The following is a 17863-nucleotide window of genomic DNA, read 5'->3' as shown; positions in this document are numbered from 1 at the left end:
GGCGAACAGAAACGAGCGGCGCCACCCCGGGGGGGCGGCGCCGCTCGCTCGTTCGAACGCGTGCGTGCGGAGTTACTCCACCGAACCGCCTTCGGTGACTCCCTTGTCGCGGGCGAGCCGCGAGTGCCGGTGCCCGTAGAGGAAGTAGATCGCCACACCGGCGGCCATCCAGACGAGGAACCGGACCCAGGTGAGCGCCGTCAGGTTCAGCATCAGCCACAAACAGGCCACGACCGCCAGGATCGGCACCAGCGGGACCAGCGGCGCGCGGAAGCCACGCGGGAGATCCGGCCGGGACTTGCGCAGCACGATCACACCGGCGGAGACGAGGATGAACGCGAACAACGTGCCCACGTTGACCATCTCTTCGAGCCTGCCGGTCGGGAAGAAACCGGCCGCGAGCGCGACCACGGTGCCGACGAGCAGGGTCGCCCGCACGGGAGTGCCGTGCCTGGGGTCGGTCTTCGCCAACCCGCGCGGCAGGAGGTTGTCCCGGGACATGGCGAACAGGACGCGAACCTGGCCGAGGAAGAGCACCATCACGACGGTGGTCAGACCGGCGAGGGCACCGACGGTGATGATCCCGGCAGCCCAGGTGACGTCGTGGAACTGGAACGCGGTGGCCAGTGTGGCGCGAGTACCGTCCTCGGCACTGGCCAGCTCGGTGTAGTTGACCATGCCGGTCACCACGATCGCGACCGCGACGTAGAGGACGGTGACGATCACGATCGTGCCGAGGATGCCGCGCGGCGCGTCGCGCTGCGGATTGCGGGTTTCCTCAGCGGTCGTGGCCACGACGTCGAAGCCGATGAACGCGAAGAACACCAGGGACGCGCCCGCGAGCAAGCCGAAGACGCCGAAGTTGCTCGTCTCCCCACCGAGCAGGATCGAGAGCAGGGACTGCTCCAGCACCGGTCCGCCCTCGGACGCGGGCTGGGCGGGCGGGAGGAACGGCGTGTAGTTGGAGGGATTGATGTAGGCCAGCCCGACCACGATCACCAGCAGGATCACGAACACCTTGATCGTGGTGATCACCAGGCTGACGCGTGCCGAGAGCTTGGTCCCCAGCGCCAGCACGGTGGTCAGGACCGCGACCAGCAGCACGGCTCCCCAGTCGAAGGTCAGGTACCCCCCGAGGGAGAGAACCGTCGACATTTCCACACCGAGCAGGCCGAGCACTTCTTGCAGATAGGTCGACCATCCCTGGGAAACGGCGGCGGAGGCCACCGCGAACTCCAGGATGAGGTCCCACCCGATGATCCACGCGATGAACTCGCCGAACGTCGCGTACGAGTAGGTGTACGCGCTACCCGCGACCGGGACGGTCGAGGCGAACTCGGCGTAGCAGACCGCAGCCAAACCGCACGCGATCGCCGCCATCACGAACGACAACGACACCGCCGGCCCCGCGACGTCGCCTGCCGTGGAGGCAGCGAGCGTGAAGATTCCGGCTCCGATGACCACGGAGACACCGAAGACGATGAGGTCCCAAGCACCGAGGTTCTTCCGGAGCTTGGTGTCCGGTTCGTCGGTATCCAGGATCGATTGTTCGACCGATTTCGTTCGCCACAGCCCAGTACCTGGCACCGTCGCCTCCTCCTTTACCCCGAAAGAGTGGATCGCACCCCTAGCGCGGCAGTTTCGCACCGGAATACTCCGGACAGTGTGCTGGGCCGGATTCGTTAACGCCTTGTGATGCTCGGTCGAACATCACTCGACATGCCGGGGTCCCTCAAACCGGATGTGCTCGCACACCCACCGGACGTTCCGCCGGTGGGTGTGGGACAACACTCCTACTTCTCGACCCCTGCCGGGTCGACGCTGCGCTCCAGGTCCGGCTCCAGGTAGATCAGACGCGCGGCGGGCACCTCGGCTCGGACCCGGCGTTCGGCTTCGTCGATCTCGGTAGCCACCTCGGCGGCGGAGATCGAGTGCGGCAGCTCGATCTTGGCGGCGACCAGCAGTTCGTCCGGACCCAGGTACTGGGTGCGGATGTGGATGACCTTCCGCACCTGACCGGTTCGCAGCTCCCGCAGGATGTCGTTCAACACCGCCGGGTCGGCGCCCTCGCCGATGAGCAAGCTCTTCGTCTCGATGATCAGCAACACGGCGATCGCCGCGAGGAGCACACCGATGGACAAGGTGCCCGCGCCGTCGAAGACCGGGTTGCCGGTGAGGACGGTGAGTCCGACGCCGCACAGCGCCAGAATCAGTCCCAGCAGGGCGCCCGCGTCCTCCAGAAGCACCACCGGCAGTTCCGGTGTCTTCGCCCGGCGGACGAACTGCCACCAGGTCTGCTCTCCCTTGAGAGTCCTCGATTCGACGATGGCGGTACGGAAGCTGTAGGTCTCCAGCCCGATGGCCACCACCAGGATCGCCACGGCGATCATCGGCGAGCGTAGCGGCTCGGGGTGCTGGATCTTGTGGAAACCCTCGTAGAGCGCGAACACCGCTCCCAGGCTGAACAGCAGCAACGCGACGACGAAGGAATAGAAGTAGCGGTCCCGGCCGTAACCGAACGGGTGTTCCTCGGTCGGCTTGCGCCGTGACGTCTTCTTCCCGAGCAGCAACAATCCCTGGTTGGACGTGTCAGCGACCGAGTGCACCGACTCGGCGAGCATCGACGAGGACCCGGTGAACAGAAATCCGCCGAACTTGGCCACCGCGATCCCCGCATTGGCACCGAGCGCGGCGAGGATCGCCTTGGTACCGCCTCCTGCTGACACGTTGCACTCCCGGTCGTGGTTGGTCGCCCGCGAAACTCGCGGGCATCACCGCCGCATCGAAGCGGAAGAGCGCTCGCCCGTCCGTTCTTCCGATGTTCGGCGTTCGAATCGGCACCGGGAAACCTATCGCCGATCAACCGACCGAACCACCGATTCCGACCAACCGGAGTGAGCAATTCCGGACGTGCCCGGCACAACGCACGGCATCGACCGGGAGGAGCTGTCGGGACGAACGAATCCTCAGGCGACACCGGGCGCGGCTCGGAACAGCTGAGCCGAACCGTCGGTGCTCAACTCTGCCGGGCGGGCCATCACGGCCGGGTCGGAAGCGGGCAGCCACACCGACTGTCCCCGCGCGAGTTCCACCTCACGGCGAGACCCGTTCACCCCGGCAGCGGAATCGTCCGATGTGGACAGCCGCACGTTCCCCTCCGTGCACAGCAGGATCTGCGGTCCCTCCGAATGCAGGCGGACACCACCGGAAGCACCTGGCGACCAGTCGACCCTGGACAGCTCGAACTCCTCCGCGGGCGTGCTGTAGACGGTGAGGTTCGCATCCAGCGACTCCCCCTTGAGGACCTGCATGTCCCCACAGGCGAAGTCCAACACCTTCAACAGCTCGGGCACATCGACGTATTTGGGCGTGAGCCCGCAACGCAGGATGTTGTCCGAGTTGGCCAGGATCTCCACCCCTGTACCGCGAAGGTAGGCGTGCAGGTTCCCCGCAGGCAGAAAGATCGCCTGGCCGGGTTGCAGCACGACCCGGTTCAGCAGCAAGCTCGCCAACACCCCGGCATCGTGCGGATACGCCTCACCCAGTTCGAGCACCGTCCGGCACTCGAGTTCGAACTCGCCCCGCTTGCGCACGTGACGCGCGCACGCGTCCAGCAGCTCGGGCACCAGTTCCCGCAGGCTGCGTTCCGGAAGCGTTATCCACGTGGTGAACAGTGCCCGCATGCCGGCGGCATCGGGTTGCTCGGTGAGCAGTCCGGCGTGCGCGCGCAGGCTCGGCACGTCGAGCTCGTCGAGCAACCGCACGGTCCGGCCCGCCTCTCGAAAGCCGGCCAGCGCGTGGAACTCGGTCAACGCACAGATCAGTTCCGGTTTCGCCGTCGGATCCGGGTAGTTCCGATCCGGGGCATTGCGCTCGATCTCCGCGCGTTCCTCCCGCTCGAACCCCTCGGCCGCCTGCGTCGCCGACGGGTGCGCCTGCAAGCTCAACGGCTCGTCCGCGGCAAGGACCTTCAGCAGGAACGGCAACCGGGTGCCCCACCGCTCGGTACACACCGAACCGAGGTGGTGATCCGGGCTGTCATCGAGCAGCTCCAGCAGGGATGCCTCGGAACCATCTCCGGAAACCAGCCTGGACGGATCTCCCGGATGCGCACCCATCCACAGCTCTGCCTCGGGGTGCGCGGTAGGGACAGGTCGACCGAGCAGGTCCGCGATCGCGGTACGCGAGCCCCACGCGTAGGGACGCACCGCGTTTCGCAGTAACTCCACTGTCGTTCTCGCTTCCTGGTCTTTCCGCCCGCTCGCGTACGTTCACGCCCCGGCGAGATGCCACGATCGGCCCCAGCACATCGTGCCGGGACGGGGGTCCGCATCGGAGTGAACCCCGAGCTTTCCCCGATGTACTGCGGCCCGTTCCCGCACTACCAGCCGCGTCCCGTTCCCACCCCAGCACGACGAGACAACGCTCGAGGTGGCACTTCGGTGACGATGCGCGAAAGTCTCACCACGGTTCCTCCGCCTCAGTTGACGGCCAGGGTCTGCCACCCCGGCCCGTTCAAGGTTCCGGACGCGAGCCCCAGGTAGACGGAAGCGAGGTCGAACCGCAGTGCCAGCAGCGCCGCCCGCACGACCGCGTCGTCCCGGACCGACTCGCCCGGAGTCACGAGGTCCGCACCCGGCAATGCCTGCACGGCCGCGCGTTCGCCCGCCCCCGAGTGGGAGTCGTAGCGGGCGCTCAGCAGGAACACCCGGGGATCGACCCCGGCGCTGTCCTGCGGATCCGCGAACAGATCGGCCTCCGAACCAATGCCCGCAGCCACCCGGTGCAGCGCACGTCGGGCCACGGCCTGCTGATACGAGGCGACATCGCACGGAACCCCGGCTTGGCAACCGAGCGCGAAAGCACCGTGCTCGGCGATCGCGGTGGATACCGGATCGAGCCCCCAGAGCAGCGGGGCGTGCTCGGCCAACCGCAGCGCCAGCGACTTGGCCGGATTCACCACCAGCTCGTGCGACGGGTGGGCCCGCTCCGCTTCGCGATCGAGTTCGTCGGCGAGAAGTTCGGTGTCCACGCGCAACAGACCGAGCGCGTCGAGCAGGCTCAAGCCCACCGCGAAGGCGTGCGCGAACAGCAGTTCGGGGGGAACCGGCACCTTCGGCGACACCAGCTTCGCGCGGCCCGAGGCCGCTGCCGCCACCGGTCCTTCGGGCGGCACCGACAGCACCACCGTCGCCCCTCGCCTGGTCACCGTCGCCACCGATTCGGCGAGCTGAGCGTCACCGGGATCGTCGGCATGGGCGAACACCACGTCCAACGGACCGATCCAGGTCGGGGCCTCATCCGTGACCAGCACGGGAACCGGGCAGGACGATCCGAGGAGCGCGGCCAGCGCTCGACACGCTCCCGGTCCGACCCCTGGTCTGGCGATCAGCACCAACGCGCGCGGCCGGTACCCGGCGACGTCGTCCCAGCCGAGTTCAGCCACCGACTCCACGGCCGCGCGCACCTGGGCCCCGGCCAGAGCGGCTGCGCGCAGCAGACCACGCGAGTCGCTGTCGAACAAGCGAGTCGGGTCGTCGAACAAGGTGTCGTCGAGCACCGCCGTTCACTCCTGACCAGCAGCACCGGCAGCGGGACCGCCGACGGCTTCCTCCAACAACAGCACCGGGATGCCGTCACGGACCGGGAAGGACCGCCCGCACACGGTGCAGGTCAACCAATCGGCTTGCGGTTCATCGGTCGAACCGGGCCGCAAGGCACCGTGTTCGGGGCACGGGCACGCCAGAATCTCCAGCAACCGCGGTTCCAGGACAACAGCCACTTTTTCCTCCCAAGGCCGACCTCGGGTGGACGACCCTCGCTCCCTTCGACACCGGGCGGGTGTCGATGCTGCCTCGCTCAGGATCGAACGACCTCAAGTACCTCATCGCGCAAAGCGTTCATGGCGTTAGTGTCCTCGGCCTCCACGTTGAGCCGGAGCAGCGGCTCGGTGTTGGAAGGACGCAGGTTGAACCACGAACCATCCGCCAGGACCACGGTAAGCCCGTCGAGCTCGTCGATCCGTGCACCGTTCCGGCCACCGAAGTGATCCTTGACCGCCCCCATCCGGCCCGGCTGGTCTTCCACGGTCGAATTGATCTCGCCGGAGGCCACGTAGCGCGAGTACACGGCCATCAGCTGCGACAACGGCTGTTCCTGTCCGCCGAGCGCGGCCAGAACGTGCAATGCGGCGAGCATCCCGGAATCGGCCCGCCAGAAGTCCCGGAAGTAGTAGTGCGCCGAGTGCTCACCGCCGAAGATGGCGCCGGTCTCGGCCATCGTCTGCTTGATGAACGAATGACCGACCCTGGTGCGCACCGGCTTCCCGCCGTGCTCGGTGACGATCTCCGCCACCGCCTTCGACGTGATCAGGTTGTGGATGATCGAGCCACCCGGCTCCTTGGCCAGCTCGCGCGACGCCACGAGCGCGGTGATCGCGCTCGGCGCCACCGGGTCGGCGTTCTCGTCGACCACGAAGCAGCGGTCGGCGTCCCCGTCGAAGGCCAGGCCCAGGTCGGCACCCACTCGCAGCACCTCGGCCTGCAAATCCACCAGATTCGCCGGGTCCAGCGGATTGGCCTCGTGGTTGGGGAAGCTCCCGTCCAGTTCGAAGTACAGCGGCACGATCTCGATCGGCAAGCCGTCGAAGACCGTGGGCACCGTGTGCCCACCCATGCCGTTGCCCGCGTCGACGACCACCTTCAGAGGCCGGAGCTCTCGCAGGTCGACCAGCTCGCGCAGGAACGACGCGTAGTCGTCGACCATGTTCCGCTCCGACGCGGTTCCCCGGGCGCCGATGAACTCCGGCACCCCGTGCATGACCAGCTCCCGCATTTCGGACAGGCCGCTGTCCTGGCCTACCGGCGCTGCCCCCGCCCTGCAGAGCTTGATTCCGTTGTACTCGGCCGGGTTGTGGCTCGCGGTGAACATCGCGCCGGGCAGCTCCAACTTCCCGGAGGCGAAGTAAAGCATGTCCGTGCTGGCCAGACCGATGTCGATCACATCGACCCCTTGCCCCACGACCCCTTCGGCGAACGCCGCCGCCAGCTCCGGGGAGGAATCCCGCATGTCGTGACCGATCACAACGGCCGGACCACCCACCAGCCTGGTGAACGCGGCACCGAACTCGCGAACGAGTTCGGTGTCGAGCTGCTCGCCAACCAGGCCACGGATGTCATAGGCCTTGACGATCCCGGACAGGTCTCGCACGCTGCACACTCCCCAATGTCGCGACCCCGGAGTCGCGTCGTCTACGACGGCGTGAAGCCTACCGGCGATCGACGACACCGTGACGGCACATCGCCCGGTGCGAGCGGTTCGTCACGCTGTTGCCAGTTTCCCATTCGCACCGAACGATTCCCAGTCACTGCCTGCCGCCACTGCCCCACCACCAGTGCCCGCCCACCAGTGCCCCGCCGCCCCCGGAAGGACGAGCGGCGGACGCCGTCCACGAGCCCGCGGCGCCGCCACAACGGTCTCAGTCGTCCTGCGGGTCGGGCAGCGCCCGGAGGTGCCCGCGCCGACCGTTGCCCATGGAGAAGTCGGAAGTATCGACCGGTCGCCCCGGACGTCCCGCCTCGCGCACGGCTTCGGCCAACGCGGTCAGGTCGTCCGCGGAGGGTTCCGGCAACGCGAACTCGCCTTCGTGCCGGACGACTTCCCACCCCTTCGGGACGGTGAGCCGGATCGCGTGCTCCTCGCAGAGGTCATAGCTGTGCGGCTCGGCATAGGTGGCGAGTGGCCCGACCACGGCCGTGGAGTCCGCATAGGCATAGGTGAGCGTCGCGACCGCCGGGTTGGTACACCCGGCCCGCGAACAACGCCTCACGCTCCGCACGACAGGCACGATAGCGCTCCGACTCCGACCCGCGTCGCAGGCACGCGGAAACCAACGCGAACGTGCTCGGCCGACTTCGGCGATCTTGACCCGGCACGCCCGGAGAAAAAACGACTCTCCGCAGGTGAGGACATTACTTTGCGACCTCCTGAGTCATATTGACCACAGTGGTTGACCAACGGGCGAACATCCACCGGTGTAGGCTTTCACGCCTGACGGCTGCAAGGCGTACCCTCACCCCGTGGTAACCGCACGTGGATCTCGACGTCGTAACCGGGTCCGGCGGGACCGGCGCGGCCGCGGTCTGCGCGGGCCGCTGTACCCGTCTTCGGTCCCCGTAGCCCGCAGCCGTTCGCAGCGGTTCGACGGTCTCGTGCTGGAAGCGCTCGAACCGATCGAACGGCGCTGGCACGCCGAGCTGACCCAGCTCGACGTGGCCGTCGACGAGGTTCCCGAGGTGAACGTGACCGCCCCGGACAAGGTCGTCTGGGAAGACGACATGGTCATCGACGCCAACGTGCCGCTCGCCCGGTTGATCCCGGCCGGGGTCGACCGTCGTGGCCTGCCCACCCGCGCACGCATCGTGCTCTACCGCCGTCCGCTCGAAGCCAGGGCACGCGACGGATCCGACATGGCCGACCTCCTGCACGACGTGCTCATCGAGCAGGTCGCGACCTACCTCGGCCTGGATCCCGACGTCATCGAGGGTCAGTAACCTCACCTCCCGCATTCCCGAGGCGCCCGGCGACGCGGGATCGACTGTCCGCACCCGACGGCGCACCGGACGACGTGAACGACCAACCCGCGACTCCTGCCCCAGTGGCTTACCAGGCTGCCATTGCTTCCAAACGGACCCACCGGTGGGCGTGTCACGGGCGCTCCCGCCGGAGCCGCCTGCGTTCCGGCAGGGCGCCGATGACCGTGAAGAGGATCGCGGCGGCCTGGATCGCCAGCAGCGTCGTGCGGGGCACTTCGGTGTAGGTGATCCGCACCTCGCTCGCGTCTTGCGGCAGGGGAACCGCGACCTGGTTCCCCCACGCGGAGGCCAGTGGGGCCGCTCGACCGTCGATGGTGGCCTGCCAACCGGGCTCGTTCTCGGCCGCGAGCACCAGCGCACGCCCCGCGCCGCCTTCCGAAACCCGCACCGCCACGTTCGGCAGCTCCGCCCGCACCGGGAGCGGGCGGTCCTGCGCTGCCGGGGCCTGCTCGGCACGAGCCTTGCGGGCCAGGTCGGGGCCGAGCAGCTCCACCTCGCTGTTCGGCACCAGCAACCGCAATGCCGCGCTGCCATCGGCGAGTCTGCCCTGCCCGATGGCGAGATCACCGGCCGCCGATCTGATCCGGTCGGCGGCCGGTTCGGGTGCGGCCACGAAAGCAACTCCCCGTGCGGCAGCCGCCGCGAGCGCCTCGCGAATGCGCTCGCGGTCATCGGAGAGCAGATCGACGTGGACCCGGTGCAGCCAGTCGACCGCCGTGCCCACCGGAACGAGATCGTCATCGCCGAAGCTCGGCCGGACACCGTCGACCAGCCGCGCGGGCCGGTCTCCCGGCTCGACCGTCAGCAGGGCACCGGGGGCGGCGAGGTCCGCGGCCAGCGCAGGGGCGGTCCGTCCGGTTTCGGTGGACAGCGGTCCCGACCGGCCTGCGAACACCGCACCCGCGACGACCACCAGCAGAGCCGCCGCCAGCGCCGGTCCCGCCCACTTCGGCAACGACCGCGGCTTGCCGCACAGCACGACCCACATCAGCCCAGCGGCGACCAGAACCAGCGGTGCTCCCGTCCAACCCGGTGTGGCAGGGCCCCCGCCGATCGGTTCGGCACGCACGTGGGCGAGCACCAAAGCGGCCGCCCAACCCGCGCCCGCGACAACCAAGCCGGGAACGGCGGTCCGGCGGCGACCGCGCGCCGCCCAGATCGCGACCGCGGCAGCGGGCACGAGCAGGCCGCCTGCCGAGCTCGCGACGGACCCGTCGGGGCTCAGCACGAACACCCAGGCGCCCGCCGATGCCTCCGCTGCTCTCGCACCGAGCCCGTGCAGCAGGATCTGCGGATTCTCCGCCAGTACGACGGGCCACGGCAGCAGGCAGGCGACAGGCAGCAGCACGATCGCCGCGAGTCCCGCCACGCGCCGCCGCGCGCCGCCGGGCCGGCCGGGCACCAGCACGAAACCGACCAGCGCGAGCACCAGCAGCGTCACGTGGGTGGTCGGAGAGAACGCGCCCACCACGGCCATGCCCAGGGCCGTCAGGCACGCCGTGCCCATCCAGTGCCCGGACCGGGCGGGAACGGTGGCACGTCCGGAAAGGCCCACGACCGAAGCGATTCCCGCGAGGAGCACCGGAGCGAGGATGTGGGCCACGACGACGTCGAGCCTGCCCTGTCCGGCCGACAACGTCGCGGCCGGCAGCAACGCGTACCCGGTGGCTGCCGCCGCGCGCCACGTCGCCGAAACAGGCAGTGCACGGGCGGCCCGGTACGCCGACAGCCCGGCCAGCGGCGTTCCGAACAGCAGCAGCAACGCGACCGCGGTGGGTGGACCACCGATCGGCAGCAGCACGGTCCCCACGAGCGCCAGCACGAGCAGTGACACCGGCGCGGGCGAGCCAGTACCGCCGGTCACCGCGTGCCACGATTCGAGGTAGTCCGACCAGGTCCGCGCCAGGTCCCCAACCGGCAGGAGCCTGCCACCGTGCAGTTCCGTACCCAGCCGGGACGCATCGGCGAGGCCGTGGGTGAGCAGCGCGAGCAGCACGAGCGCCGAGGCCATCAGGACGGGCGGCGCAAGCAGGACCTCCCGGACGATCCGCCACCGGTCCACCGGCACGAGCAGCAGTCGATGTCCCGCCATCGGCTCGTCGCGCGGAACCGGCGACGGGCGAGCTAGCGCTTCTTCACCATCGTCGACGGCGGTCGCTTCGACCGGGACGACCACCGGGGCGGCCGGCTTGCGCAGTCCCGCGACACTTCGACGGCGTCCTTCGCCGGGTGCCCCGGCGGGCGGCGCGTCCCGCCCTACCGGGCGAGGTGTCTGCGCGGGCACCGCGACGAGTTCCTCGGCGGACCGGCTGCCCAGCACGAGGTCCCGCTGGATGCGGTTGCGGATCACACCGGCGAAGGCAGCGCGCAGGCAGTTGCGCGACCGGGTCAGTCGACTGGTGAGCAGACCGCGCATGTTTGTTCCGGTGGACTTCCGCGTCCGCCTCGTGGCGCGCGCGGCGAGCAACCCCATCCGGCCGTTGAGGAGTGCGCCGAGCACGGCGATCTCGGCGGAAGCTTCCGGGAACCGGCGAAGCAGCACGAATCCCGATGCGCGCGCGACGGCGAGCAGCGCGAGCCTGGGAACTCCGAATACGAACGACCATCCGGTCGTGTTCACCAGGAAGGTGCGCACCCCGTGCCTGCGTTCGGCGATCCGCTGGGTGCGCAACCCGCGGGAAACCACCGCTTCCGCATCGCGTTGGCCCGCGCGGAGGGCCGCCACGTGTCGGATCCGTGCGGTCGGTACGCACAGGACCGGGTGTCCTCCCGCGTTGACCCGCCATCCGAAGTCGATGTCGTCGCCTGCCAACGGCAGTGCGCGGTCCAGCCCGCCGAGCCGCTCGAAGACGTCGCGGTTGATCAACGCGCCAGCGGTGGAGACGGCGAGTACCTCGGAAACCGGTGCGGAAGTCAGCTCCCCTCCGAGGGCTGGATCCAACTCGGCCGGGTCGATGCCGGTCTGGCGATTGCCCGCGGCGTCGGTGGACAGCCCGGCGTCCACGACGAGACGTGGATCGGCCCAGTCCAGAGCCAACGGTCCGAGCATCCCCGCGGTCGAGTCCGTGTCGGCGATCCTGAGGAGGTTCTCCAAGCAGTCCGGTTCGGGTGCCGAGTCGTCGTGGACGAGCCAGAGCCACCGTCCTGGATCACTCCAGTGCTCGGTGGCGTGTTCGAGGGCCTGCGCCACGGCCGCCCCGAATCCGGTTTCGCCGGAAACGGTCAACACCCCGCCGAGGAGCGGTTCCTCTCCCTCGGCGGCCTCCGCGAGGAGTTGCGGGGTGTTGTCCGTTGATCCGGTGTCGACCGCGAGCAGGTGTCGCGGCCCGACTGTGAGTTCCCGCAACGCATCGAGCACTTCCGGAAGCCACTTTTCACCGTTGTGGCAGACCAGCACCGCCAGCACCGGTTCGGTGCTCGGGCAGGGCGCGGAAACTACCAAGACGTCCTCCCACCGACCGTGATCCACTTACCGCAAGACGGTAATGGACCAACGGCGGAAGAGAACCTCCGCATGACAACGATCCGGTACCTGCCGGATCAACAGGGTGATCACACGGCGCGGCGCTTGAGCTTGCGGCGTTCCCGTTCGGACAGACCTCCCCAGATACCGAAGCGCTCATCGTGCTCCAGGGCGTACTCCAAACATTCCGACCGAACTTCGCAACCCGCACAGATTCGTTTCGCCTCGCGGGTCGAACCGCCCTTCTCCGGGAAGAACGCTTCCGGGTCCGTTTGCGCACACAGTGCGCGCTCCTGCCACTCCTGTTCTTCGTCCTCGTTCTCGAACAGGTCGGCGAAAATGTCCAGATCCGCGACTTGGGGGCCGGCTCGTTCCATGAGACGCCCCTCCCCGATCTCCCACATAGTGGTCATCCCCCGATCTCTCCCTTATTCCCGTTCGCCCTCCCCAGGGCTGGCGGGCAGCACTCCTTCAGATCGATCCGGCCCCACGACCGGTATTGCATCCCGGTCGAACGACGACACTCCACCTGTCGTCGCCGCCGACACCGCACCGCACCGGCCCTCTCACCAACCGATGGGGCATGGTTCGGCGTTCTCCTCGACCGGGCCCGTTCCAGCACCGTCCACAGCGTCCGGATCGCCCACGTTTGCGTCCTCATACGCACTGGGACGAACATTTTCGCCGTGAATGACGCCACTGTGATTACACCCGTGTAGCTCCTTGCGGTCAAGCGGAAACCATCCGTAGAGGGACATGGTCAGTTCCCCCACGCAGTGCAGTCGAACAAGCACATTCGGCGTCCAATTCGATGCGTCCAATGGCTGCTTCCACAGTGAATTGATCAATAAATACCACCGTGCCGTTCTCCCCGCAGTGCGAAGGCGGGGAGACTGGTGCGGTGATGCACTCCCCCCAAGGTGTGAGCCCCTTGTTCCTGGCCCTTCTCGGCTCCACCGTGCTCGGTGGCTTCATGGCCACCTTCGACAGCACCGTGACCCGCACCACCGGGATCGTGCTGATCGTGCTCGGCGGCTGGGCCACCTCGTTGTGCCTGCACGAGTTCGGGCACGCGATCACCGCCTTCCGGGGCGGTGACTTCGAAGTCCGCAACAAGGGCTACTTGACCCTGGATCCGCGCCACTACACGGATCCGGTGCTGAGCATCGTGCTGCCGCTCTTCTTCGTGGCCATCGGCGGCATCCCACTGCCGGGCGGCGCGGTCTGGATCAACCACTCCGCCCTGCGCACCCGACGCACCGAGTCGGCCGTGTCCCTCGCCGGACCGTCGATGAACCTGCTGCTCGGCTTGCTGCTGACGACCGCCGTCGCGACCGTTCCGATGCCGCCCGGCCTGACCTCCGGCCTGTCGTACCTCGCGTTCCTGCAGGTGATCGCCTTCGTGCTGAACATCCTCCCGATTCCGGGCCTGGATGGTTACGGAGTGATCGAACCGTGGCTGTCCGGTCCCGCACGAAGGTTCGGCGAGCAGGCGCGGCCGTGGGCACCGCTGGTCCTGTTCATGTTGATCATCAGCGTGCCGATGCTGGGCCGGATGTTCTTCGGCCTGGGCTACTTCGTGTTCGACCTCCTCGGGGGCGACTCGTTGCAGGTGCTGATCGGCCAGTCCACGTTCCGGTTCTGGGAGTAGCCGGACCGCGCTCAACGGGCCGCGCTCGACAGTCGTTGCCGCCGAGCCGGGGGCCGCCGAGCCGGGGGCCGCCGAGCCGGGGGCCGCCGAGCCGGGGGCTGCCGGGCCTGGGGCTGCCGCGACCGGCCGCGGGACGTTCCTCCGAAGCGACCGAGCTCGGCTCTCACCCGGCGAGAACGGCGAGGGTTCACCGACCCGGTAGGGACCGCGCGTGCGAGGATCGACAGCGTGAACGTCGTAGTACTGGTCGGCGGGGTCGGCGGAGCGCGCTTCCTGCTCGGAGTCAAGTCAGCCCTGGGTCTCCCCGCCGTCGGCGAACCCGAACAGCCCTCGTCGCACGAGGTGACCGCCGTGGTCAACATCGGCGACGACGCCTGGATGCATGGCCTGCGAGTGTGTCCCGACCTGGACACCTGCATGTACACGCTGGGCGGTGGAATCGACGACGAGAAGGGCTGGGGCCGGCTGGACGAGTCCTGGTCGGCCAAGGAGGAACTCGCCGCCTACGGTGCGGAACCGACCTGGTTCGGACTCGGTGACCGGGACATCGCCACCCACCTGGTCCGCTCCCGCATGCTGCGTGCCGGTTACCCGCTTTCGGCGGTGACCGAAGCGCTGTGCGACCGCTGGCGCCCTGGTGCACGACTCGTTCCGGTCAGCGACGACCGGGTCGAAACGCATGTCGCCATCGACGATCCGGAAGGCACCGGCCCCCGTGCGGTGCACTTCCAGGAATGGTGGGTGCGGTACCGCGCGGCACCGGCCGCGAGCGCGATCGTGCCGGTCGGCGCCGAGGAGGCGACACCGTCGCCCGCGACGCTGAGCGCCTTGAAGAAGGCCGATCTCGTGCTGATCGCACCGTCGAACCCGGTCGTGAGCGTCGGAACCCTGCTCGCCGTTCCGGGCTTCCGGGAAGCACTGCGCGCCACCTCCGCACCGGTGGTGGGCGTGTCGCCGATTATCGGCGGACGCCCGCTGCGCGGCATGGCCGACGCGTGCCTGAACGCGATCGGGGTCGAAACCACCGCTGAGGCCGTGGGCAGGCACTACGGTTCACGGTCGGAGTCGGCGGACGGAATCCTGGACGGTTGGTTGGTCCACACCGGGGACACCGCCGAGATCGACGGCGTCCGCGTTCGCGATGTCCCGCTGTTGATGTCGGACGTCGACGCGACGGCGGAGATGGCCAGGGCGGCGTTCGACCTGGCGGGACTGCCGGAGGTGACCTCGTGACCGACCATTCCGCACCGGACGGACTGCGGGTGTTCCCGGTTCCCGGCCTGCCCGAATTCGCCCACGGTGACGATCTCGCGGCGGCGATCGCCTCCTCCGCTCCGTGGCTCGCCGACGGCGACGCCGTGGTCGTCACGAGCAAGATCGTGTCCAAGGTCGAGGGCCGGATGGTCCGGGCCCCGAGCGATCCCGACGAACGCGACACCCTGCGCAGGAAGTTCGTGCTGTCCGAGTCCACGCACGTGCTGGCGCGTCGGGGGCGCACCCTGATCACGTCGAACAAGCTGGGGATCGTGCAGGCCGCTTCGGGTGTGGATGCCTCGAACGTGGCGCAGGACCAGATCGCGTTGTTGCCGGAGGATCCGGACGAGTCGGCTGCTCGACTGCGGGCGGGACTGGCCGAGCAGCTCGGCGTCGAGGTGGCCGTGGTGGTCACCGACACGATGGGCCGAGCCTGGCGCAACGGTCAGACCGACGTGGCGATCGGATCGGCCGGATTGCCGGTCCTGCATCGCTACGCGGGAAGCAGCGACGGCCAGGGCAACGAGCTGGCGGTCACCGAGATCGCGGTGGCCGACGAGGTCGCGGGGGCGGCCGACCTGGTCAAGGGCAAGCTCGGCGGCGTCCCGGTCGGGGTGGTCCGCGGACTCGCCGGAACGGACGACGGTTCGTGCGCACGTGACCTTGTTCGCTCCGTGGAGGACGACCTGTTCCGGTTGGGGACCGCGGAAGCACTCGCACAGGGGCGCCGGGAAGCGGTGCTCATGCGCCGTTCCGTGCGCGCGTTCGGCGACGAGCCGGTGGATCCGGAGGCGGTGCGCCGAGCTGTCGGTGCTGCTCTTACCGCGCCCGCACCCCACCACACTCGGCCGGTTCGGTTCGTGTGGCTGCGGGATCGCCCGCTCCGCGAGAAGCTGCTGGATGCGATGCGCGAGGCCTGGCTGGCGGATCTGCGCGGCGACGGACTCGGCGAGGAGGCCGCGCAGCGTCGGGTGCGGCGCGGAGACCTGCTGCACACCGCACCCGAACTGGTGGTGCCGTTCCTGGTTCGGGATGGGGCGCACGACTATCCGGACGCCCGGCGCTCCGAGGCCGAGCGGTCGATGTTCACGGTTGCGGGCGGGGCAGCGGTGCAGGGCCTGCTGGTGGCGCTCGCAGCCGAGGAACTGGGCTCGTGCTGGGTGTCGTCGACCATGTTCTGCCCGGATGTCGTGCGATCGACGTTGGCGTTGCCGGATTCGTGGGAGCCGCTCGGTTCCGTCGCGCTGGGCGTGCCGTCGGAAGCCGCCGGTGGACCGCGGCCGCCTCGTGATGACGAGAACGGTCTGGTGGAGCTTTGAACGGACCGCACGCAGACGCCGTCCGGGTGCTCGGTGACTGGCGTCCGGCGAACCCTCGCCAGGAACCGATCCGGCACGCGTTCCTGACCCTGCTCTCGGCACGATCGGATGCGTGCTCGCGCGGGTGCGAGCCCGGCCACGTCACGGCTTCGGCGGTGCTGCTCGATTCGACCGGCGAGCGGGTGCTGCTGACCCTGCATCCGCGGGTCGGGCGGTGGGTGCAGCTCGGCGGGCACTGCGAGCCGGACGACGCCACCCTCGCCGATGCCGCGTTGCGGGAGGCTGTCGAGGAGTCCGGGGTGAGCGAGCTGACGGTGGATCCCGATCCGGTGCACTTGGACGTGCACCCGATCACGTGTTCCCTCGGGGTGCCGACCCGGCACTTCGACGTGCGTTTCGTCGTCCGCGCACCGGAAGGCGCGGAGCCGGTCCGCAGCGAGGAGTCGGACGATCTGGCCTGGTGGCCCCTCGGCGGTCTCCCGGACGGAACCGATCTCGGGCCGCTGGTGTCCGCGGTCCGGGACCGAACGGCCGCGGTTTCGGCGCGGCGCGGCGACATCCGAGCTTGATGTCCCAGCCGGTCGCCGGTCAGCCGGTCGCCGGTCAGCCGGTCGCCAGTCAGATCCGCCGGTAGTCAGATCCGCCGGTAGTCGCGGGCGGGCATGCGCGGGCCGAACCTGGGGCGGCTCGCTCCCGCCGCCAGCAGGCAACGCACGGCGCGGTGGCGGTGGCCCGCATACGGTTCGAGGGCTTCGAGCATCCCGTCGTCGTCCACAGGACGCCCCAGCAGGGCGAGCCCGACGATGGTGGGCAGGTGGAAGTCGCCGACGCTGACGGCGTCCGGGTCGCCCCACGCCCGCTGGGCCACTTCGGCAGCCGTCCAAGGCCCGATTCCCGGCACGTGCTGCAGCAGCTCGCGCCCGTCCGGTCCGCCGAGTTCGGCGGCGTGTTCGAGCCTCCCGGCCACCGACGCGGCCGCGAGCAGGGCGCGACGCCGTGCACCGTCGATGCCCGCCCGGTGCCATTCCCAGTCCGGGACGGCGCGGTGCTGCCGCGCGTCCGGGACGACCCGCAGCCCTCGCGGCGCGGGTCCGGGAGCCGCGCTGCCGAACCGGCGGCACAGTTCCCGCCAGGAGCGCCACGCTTCCCGGTTGGTGACCTTCTGCTCCAGAATCGCCGGTACGAGCACGTCCCACACCCGGCCGGAGGTGCACAGCGGCGCCGTGCGGGAGGCTCGTCGTCCGCGCTCGACGATGTCGTGGGCGGCGACGAATCCGGTCGGGTCGTCGGATGCTCCGAGCAGGTCGGGCACGCCGGTCAGCGCGGTTTCGGCGCCGGATCCCCATGCGGTCGCGGTGACCTCCCCGTCCGCGTTCTTCGATAGCCGCAGGGTGGCCGGTCCGTCCGCGGTGGTCGAGGTTCGCCACCAGACTCCGGAGGCTTCCACGAACACGGTGGGGTCACCGGTTCCGCGCCGCAGCGGATCGAGTGCCCGGAGCAGGTCGAGCGGATACGGCGGGTGCCAGGTGCGGACGAGTCCGTCCGCGGGCACGCCCTCGGTGGGCGTTCGAGTGGGGGGCAT

Annotated in this window: 15 protein-coding genes; 5 read left to right on the top strand and 10 right to left on the bottom strand. The window is 69.2% G+C overall.

The genetic code is table 11. The features are described from left to right. Positions 1–72 precede the first annotated feature (72 nt). From ACYVAN_RS19230 to ACYVAN_RS19200, 7 genes are all read right to left on the bottom strand, one after another. Positions 73–1587, bottom strand: a complete 1515-nt coding sequence (locus ACYVAN_RS19230) for an amino acid permease (RefSeq protein ID WP_460961558.1) — start codon at positions 1585–1587, stop codon at positions 73–75. A gap of 206 nt (positions 1588–1793) precedes the next feature. Beyond that, positions 1794–2726 carry a cation diffusion facilitator family transporter gene (locus tag ACYVAN_RS19225; protein ID WP_460961556.1) on the bottom strand — a complete coding sequence of 311 codons (933 nt, stop codon included), beginning with the start codon at positions 2724–2726 and terminating at the stop codon, positions 1794–1796. A gap of 240 nt (positions 2727–2966) precedes the next feature. Further along, the gene (gene manA, locus ACYVAN_RS19220; protein WP_460961554.1) at positions 2967–4229 is read right to left on the bottom strand and encodes a mannose-6-phosphate isomerase, class I; all 1263 of its coding nucleotides are present in this window, start codon (positions 4227–4229) and stop codon (positions 2967–2969) included. Between the two features lie 251 nt (positions 4230–4480). Further along, complete coding sequence (locus ACYVAN_RS19215) at positions 4481–5560, bottom strand: hypothetical protein (protein WP_460961552.1); 1080 nt, start codon at positions 5558–5560, stop codon at positions 4481–4483. 6 nt (positions 5561–5566) lie between these two features. Then, the gene (locus tag ACYVAN_RS19210) at positions 5567–5782 is read right to left on the bottom strand and encodes a Trm112 family protein (RefSeq protein WP_460961550.1); all 216 of its coding nucleotides are present in this window, start codon (positions 5780–5782) and stop codon (positions 5567–5569) included. Positions 5783–5859: 77 nt separating this feature from the next. Next, positions 5860–7209, bottom strand: coding sequence for a phosphomannomutase/phosphoglucomutase (locus ACYVAN_RS19205; RefSeq protein WP_460961548.1), 1350 nt, complete (start codon positions 7207–7209; stop codon positions 5860–5862). 268 nt (positions 7210–7477) lie between these two features. Further along, complete coding sequence (locus tag ACYVAN_RS19200) at positions 7478–7837, bottom strand: DUF3499 domain-containing protein (protein WP_460961546.1); 360 nt, start codon at positions 7835–7837, stop codon at positions 7478–7480. Between the two features lie 241 nt (positions 7838–8078). Between ACYVAN_RS19200 and ACYVAN_RS19195 the strand changes: the two genes are divergently transcribed. After that, the gene (locus ACYVAN_RS19195; protein ID WP_460961544.1) at positions 8079–8552 is read left to right on the top strand and encodes a metallopeptidase family protein; all 474 of its coding nucleotides are present in this window, start codon (positions 8079–8081) and stop codon (positions 8550–8552) included. Positions 8553–8706: 154 nt separating this feature from the next. On the opposite strand, the gene ACYVAN_RS19190 is transcribed toward ACYVAN_RS19195, so the two are convergent. Both ACYVAN_RS19190 and ACYVAN_RS19185 read right to left on the bottom strand, forming a co-directional pair. Next, positions 8707–12036, bottom strand: coding sequence for a glycosyltransferase (locus tag ACYVAN_RS19190; protein ID WP_460961542.1), 3330 nt, complete (start codon positions 12034–12036; stop codon positions 8707–8709). Between the two features lie 110 nt (positions 12037–12146). Continuing rightward, entirely contained in the window at positions 12147–12470 is a 324-nt protein-coding gene (locus ACYVAN_RS19185) for a WhiB family transcriptional regulator (RefSeq protein ID WP_460961540.1), read from the bottom strand. A 518-nt stretch (positions 12471–12988) separates the two neighbouring features. On the opposite strand from ACYVAN_RS19185, the gene ACYVAN_RS19180 reads away from it, so the two are divergent. The 4 genes from ACYVAN_RS19180 to ACYVAN_RS19165 all read left to right on the top strand — a co-directional run bounded on the left by ACYVAN_RS19180 (position 12989) and on the right by ACYVAN_RS19165 (position 16850). Further along, positions 12989–13708: a site-2 protease family protein gene (locus ACYVAN_RS19180; RefSeq protein ID WP_460961538.1), complete on the top strand. Its 720-nt coding sequence runs from the start codon at positions 12989–12991 to the stop codon at positions 13706–13708. 228 nt (positions 13709–13936) lie between these two features. Beyond that, complete coding sequence (cofD, locus tag ACYVAN_RS19175; RefSeq protein WP_460961536.1) at positions 13937–14941, top strand: 2-phospho-L-lactate transferase; 1005 nt, start codon at positions 13937–13939, stop codon at positions 14939–14941. Further along, a complete protein-coding gene (locus tag ACYVAN_RS19170) occupies positions 14938–16281 on the top strand; it encodes a coenzyme F420-0:L-glutamate ligase (protein WP_460961534.1) in 1344 nt (447 codons plus the stop codon). Before cofD ends, ACYVAN_RS19170 begins: the two co-directional genes overlap by 4 nt. After that, positions 16278–16850 carry an NUDIX hydrolase gene (locus ACYVAN_RS19165; RefSeq protein WP_460961532.1) on the top strand — a complete coding sequence of 191 codons (573 nt, stop codon included), beginning with the start codon at positions 16278–16280 and terminating at the stop codon, positions 16848–16850. The genes ACYVAN_RS19170 and ACYVAN_RS19165 overlap by 4 nt, the downstream gene beginning before the upstream one ends. A 65-nt stretch (positions 16851–16915) precedes the next feature. On the opposite strand, the gene ACYVAN_RS19160 is transcribed toward ACYVAN_RS19165, so the two are convergent. Next, a complete protein-coding gene (locus ACYVAN_RS19160; RefSeq protein ID WP_460961530.1) occupies positions 16916–17863 on the bottom strand; it encodes a DNA-3-methyladenine glycosylase family protein in 948 nt (315 codons plus the stop codon).

It is taken from the genome of Parasphingorhabdus pacifica, from assembly GCF_054779195.1.
Note: the sequence above shows the minus strand (reverse complement) of the source record. Positions and strands in the feature narration are given on the sequence as shown.